This is a genomic window from Vibrio sp. V39_P1S14PM300, assembly GCF_009904765.1.
GTDB lineage: Bacteria > Pseudomonadota > Gammaproteobacteria > Enterobacterales > Vibrionaceae > Vibrio > Vibrio proteolyticus.
Genome location: NZ_WXWP01000120.1, coordinates 1 through 4,806, shown reverse-complemented (window position 1 = coordinate 4,806; position 4,806 = coordinate 1). Strand labels below are relative to the sequence as shown.

Sequence of the window (4,806 nt, the reverse complement as noted above, 5' to 3'; positions counted from 1 at the left end):
AAACTGACGAAAATTTGTAATTATTGGCCTAACTGTGTGTATTTATAATCTTTGTTCCGCATTGTCGGGGTTTAAAATGTGCTACACCAGATTTATTTTTGAGAATAGACTCAATAGGTTTATTAACAGACACATTCATAGCGATAGATGTGTTTCAAGATGTAAACTTGATGTTTACGTGTTTTCGTCTCACCGGGATCACCCGAGAGGAAAAAGCGGCCGTATCGTCGTAAAGGAGTGCTGTTGATCATCATGTGTTCTGTATTTCAATTTTGCGTAGTCCCATGACATTTCTCCTTGTCGTTGATACTTGGAGCCCATCACGATTCATGCCAAAAGTTATTATTAATAATAATCAAATAGTTACCAATGGTTATTCAATAGTTGTCATAATAAAAAGCCGAAACTTCTCAAAATGAGAATCGAAATGCAAACCTAGGTTTAGCTCGTAACTAAATGAAATTGATAATGTTCTCAGATTAAGCTGAGCTCAAACTGGCTCTAAATGTGTCTGAGTACATATTGAGTTAGTCAGGGAATATAGTCAGAAATAACTGAAGTTTCTAACAAAAGGGCATTTTCATGGAGTTGAAACTCACCTCAATCGCAATTGCGTTATTGATGACTCATTCGCCAGAGTCGTTCGCTCAGGAAGCACTGTATTCTATTCCAGTTGTGAACGCAGAGATGTATCAACCGGATATCGATATCAATCAGTATTGGCAAAGTGAAAAGCTGGACGGCATTCGTGTGATTTGGAATGGCACACACCTGACAACACGACAGGGTAACCTGATTCATGCGCCAAAATGGTTTGTGTCTTCCTTACCGGGTTACCCGGTTGAAGGAGAGTTGTGGGCGGGACGGGGTCAGTTTGCGCTTGTCCAGCACACCGTTTTGGATAAAGAGCCTAATGACGTTGCCTGGAAACAAATTACCTACATGTTATTTGATCTTCCTATGGCATCGGGCAACTACCCAAAGCGTTACGCGGCACTCAAAACATTGGTGACCCAGATAGATAGTGAGCACGTGAAATACGTCGAGCACTCGCCGATAACATCAGAGCAGTCTTTATTTGACTACCTCGACGAGGTCAGTGACTCTGACGGAGAGGGTGTGATGTTACGTAAAATCACGGCCGACTATCAGGCCGGGCGCAGTTCGGATCTGCTTAAACTGAAGAAATACCAGGATACAGAAGCGGTCATCGTAGGCTATAAAGCGGGCTCTGGTAAATATCAGGGGATGCTTGGTTCATTGCGAGTCAAGTTGCAAGATGGGACGGAGTTCTACATCGGCAGTGGACTGAGTGACCAATTGAGAAAGCATCCACCTCAGATAGGCTCCACCATTACATTCAGGCACAACGGTTACACTCATCTTGGTGTGCCGAGATTTGCGCGTTTCTTACGTGAGCGGGAGCACTACTGATTTCCCACACGCACACCGCAACGTTTGAACAGGTTCTGCCAGTACTGAACATGCGCTAATGTCACACGGCGAAACGCCTGGTGATCCTTTTCTATGGGGTACACATAGCGATCAGTTGCAAAATGAAACATAGTGAAACTTGGTTCAAGCTGTCCGTATGTGCTGTCTAATTCAGCCAGATACGGTTGAATTCTTTCGACATAGTAGTTTTGGAACACGTTACTCAAGTAACGAAATCGGGTCGTATCACGATTCTGGCCACAAATTATTTTGTTATCGTGACGCTGTAACTGATTGGTGGCGGTTTGAAGAAGTAAGGTGGCGTTTTTCAATGAATAATCCAGCTGGCCGATCAATGGCAGCTTTTCCAGTGATTCTTGAACGTCGATGATGTTGTTACGCGCTTCTCCAGTTTGCCATTTGGTCACTTGCCCCATGTGATTAAGCGTAAGTAAGGCATTGCGAACCACATCGGTATTCCAGCTCATTTCGTCGCTGAGCCAAGTGTTACCACTAAGCTGCTTTCGCATGGCGTCGCTGCTGTATAGCAGGTTGAAAAAATGGTGTGGAAGATCTTGATATTTCTGTTGTTGAATGGTGGTCAGTTGCTGCTTTAAGCTGGCAGGAATGTCAGCATTATTCAAACAGCGATTAAGACCATCTAGTAACTCGACTTGATACTGATAGTTACGAAACTGATCTTGAACCTTACCAAGCAACGAGTTGCGTTGTGCGATGAGGTTAAAAAGATTGCATTTTCTCAGCTCGTAACTGTCAAGCAACCCCATGCTTATCGGCGCAATCTCAACAAACAGTTCTCGCTTGTCGGGCAAGGTGGTTGAGCTCAGGTCAGGCGCCTTAAAAGCGTCTTCATCCTGAACTCTGGCTATACGCGAGAGGTATTCGCGTAAATCAGCCTCTATCGGGGGCTGATTGTAATCACACCCTAGTAATACCAAGCTGATAATCCATATTGTCCAGCGCAAGCAGGTGCTCCTGATTGTTATCATTCTTTCATAGTTTACGTAACTCCTAGAAATAAGGTCAGCTAGGCTGACCTTATTTCATTATCGTGACGCGAACGTCAGTTGGGTATCGTCAGGTTGCTTATGCATCCATAACAACCGCACGCTGAGCATTAGAGCGGCAGCCGACAAACCGATGATAAAACCAATCCAGAAGCCTTTTGCGCCCATCGGCTGAGTGATCCAATCGGTCAATGCCAAAATATAACCTGACGGCAACCCCAGTACCCAGTAAGCGATAAATGTACGGTTAAAGATCGCCGCCATGTCTTTATAGCCGCGTAATGCTCCGGCCGCAACAACCTGAATGGCGTCTGTACACTGGTATACAGCAGCAAACCACAGCAACTGCACCGCCATCGCAACCACCGCCGTGTTGTCGGTGTAAAGCAGGGCAACGTTTTCGCGGAACAAGATCGTCAAAGTGGCGGTGATCAGTGCTGTCGACAAGGCCACCATCAAGCTGACACGTGAAGCAATTGCAGCACCTTCAACGTCTTCTTCTCCCAGTTTATGGCCAACACGGATGCTGACCGCAGCTCCGATACTCATTGGCAACATAAAGATCAAGGAAGAGAAGTTAATCGCCACCTGGTGCGCGGCCACCACCAATGGACCCAGAGGGGCGACCAGTAAGGCAACCACAGCAAACAGTGTGACTTCAAAGAATAGGGCGGCGGCAACCGGAAAGCCCAATTTAAACAGACGCAACAACGGTTTCAGTTGAGGTCGGTGAAACTCTTTAAACAGTTCAATGTGGGCAACGCGTTTGGACGTCAGTACGTAAAACAACAGCATGAAGAACATCAGCCAGTAGACAATTGCTGTGGCTACACCACAACCAACGCCACCTAATGCTGGCGCGCCAAATTCGCCGTAGACAAATATCCAGTTGAGTGGAATGTTAAACAGTAACCCAATAAAACCGATGACCATCGCAGGTTTAGTCAGTGACATACCGTCGGTAAAGCTACGTAGCGTCTGAAACAATAAAAACGGTGGCACGGCGTACATCACTGCATACATGTAGCCATTGGTTTTTGCTGCCATGAGATCTTCCACATCCATCAAGTGGAGGATGTACTGGGTCTGGAAAAGCGCCGCAATAATAGGGATTGAAATCAGCAGGGCAAGTGCGATACCTTGCTGAATCTCATAGGGGATTTTTACCTGGCGACCAGAGCCGTTGAGCTGAGCGACGACAGGGACCAAGGCCATAAGCAGGCCGACACCAAACAAGATCGATGGTAACCAGATACTGGCCGCGATCGAAACTGCGGCCATATCTGTCGCACTAACACCACCGGCCATTATGGTATCGACAAAGCCCATACCGGTTTGCGCGACAGACGCGATAAGCACAGGGGTAGCCAACTTAATCAGGTTTATTGATTCTTTTTTATAACGATGCACAAAGAACTCCAATGCAAAGGACGCGTATCAGAAATGGGGTTCTTAAGTAAGGCGTGAAGCATCAAAAGGTAGACGAAAATTGACACGCCGTTTACTACAAAGAACTGTGACTGGATTTGTCATCTGATGATAATGAAATGTTACGTTGAACACCACGAAAAAAACAACGGGAAACAGGTTATGTTTACTGGAATCGTTCAGGGGATGGCGGAAGTTGTCGCCATCGAAAAGAAAGAGTTGTTCCAAACTCACATTGTACGTCTGGAATCGGCGTTGAATAGTGAGTTAACCATCGGTGCGTCGGTTGCACACAACGGTTGTTGTTTGACCGTCACTAAAATCGAAGGTGATTTGGTCTCGTTTGATCTAATGCAGGAAACATTGAAACTGACCAACTTGGGCAGCTTACGTGAAGGTGATGTTGTTAATATCGAACGTGCGGCACGTTTTGGTGATGAAATAGGCGGACATCACATGTCAGGCCATATTGCACTGACCGCCACCATCACCGAGGTGATTGACTCCGAGAACAATCGTACGGTGTGGTTTGAAATTGCGCCAGAGTTCATCAAGTATGTTCTGCCGAAAGGCTTTATCGGCTTAGATGGTTGCTCACTCACCATCGGGGACGTTGTCGAAAATCGCTTTAACGTTCACTTGATCCCGGAAACCATGGAACGAACACTGTTTGGCCAACGTCAGGCTGGGGACTGCATCAACGTTGAAGTCGATCCACAGACTCAGGCGATAGTCGATACGGTGGAACGAGTGCTAGCAAGTCGGCTCGACTGATCGTCGTATGTGAAAAAAGCGCCTAAAGGCGCTTTTTTTAATTCTCTTATGAGATATCAGAAAATTTGTTCGTCATCGGCATCGACATATAAATCGACACTGTCTGTTACTTCATTAACCGTCATACTCAGATGTATAGCAT

At 46.0% G+C, this 4,806-nt stretch carries 4 protein-coding genes; 2 read left to right on the top strand and 2 right to left on the bottom strand.

What is annotated here, in order from left to right:
- Positions 1–582: 582 nt before the first annotated feature.
- Positions 583–1,434, top strand: coding sequence for a DNA ligase (locus tag CAG65_RS05670; protein ID WP_161452761.1), 852 nt, complete (start codon positions 583–585; stop codon positions 1,432–1,434).
- Here CAG65_RS05670 and CAG65_RS05665 read toward each other — a convergent pair.
- Together CAG65_RS05665 and CAG65_RS05660 are read right to left on the bottom strand one after the other, a co-directional pair.
- Positions 1,428–2,420, bottom strand: a complete 993-nt coding sequence (locus CAG65_RS05665; RefSeq protein ID WP_161452759.1) for a DUF3080 domain-containing protein — start codon at positions 2,418–2,420, stop codon at positions 1,428–1,430. The two genes, CAG65_RS05670 and CAG65_RS05665, sit on opposite strands and share 7 nt — an antisense overlap.
- Positions 2,421–2,501: 81 nt before the next feature.
- Complete coding sequence (locus CAG65_RS05660) at positions 2,502–3,872, bottom strand: MATE family efflux transporter (RefSeq protein WP_161452757.1); 1,371 nt, start codon at positions 3,870–3,872, stop codon at positions 2,502–2,504.
- A gap of 180 nt (positions 3,873–4,052) precedes the next feature.
- On the opposite strand from CAG65_RS05660, the gene CAG65_RS05655 reads away from it, so the two are divergent.
- Positions 4,053–4,664 carry a riboflavin synthase subunit alpha gene (locus tag CAG65_RS05655; RefSeq protein WP_161452755.1) on the top strand — a complete coding sequence of 204 codons (612 nt, stop codon included), beginning with the start codon at positions 4,053–4,055 and terminating at the stop codon, positions 4,662–4,664.
- The last annotated feature ends 142 nt before the right edge of the window (positions 4,665–4,806 follow it).

What these genes read in the sequence shown, in the direction of transcription:
- CAG65_RS05655 (WP_161452755.1), top strand. Translation starts at nt 4,053, where the DNA reads ATGTTTACTGGAATCGTTCAGGGGATGGCGGAAGTTGTCGCCATCGAA.
- CAG65_RS05670 (WP_161452761.1), top strand. Translation starts at nt 583, where the DNA reads ATGGAGTTGAAACTCACCTCAATCGCAATTGCGTTATTGATGACTCAT.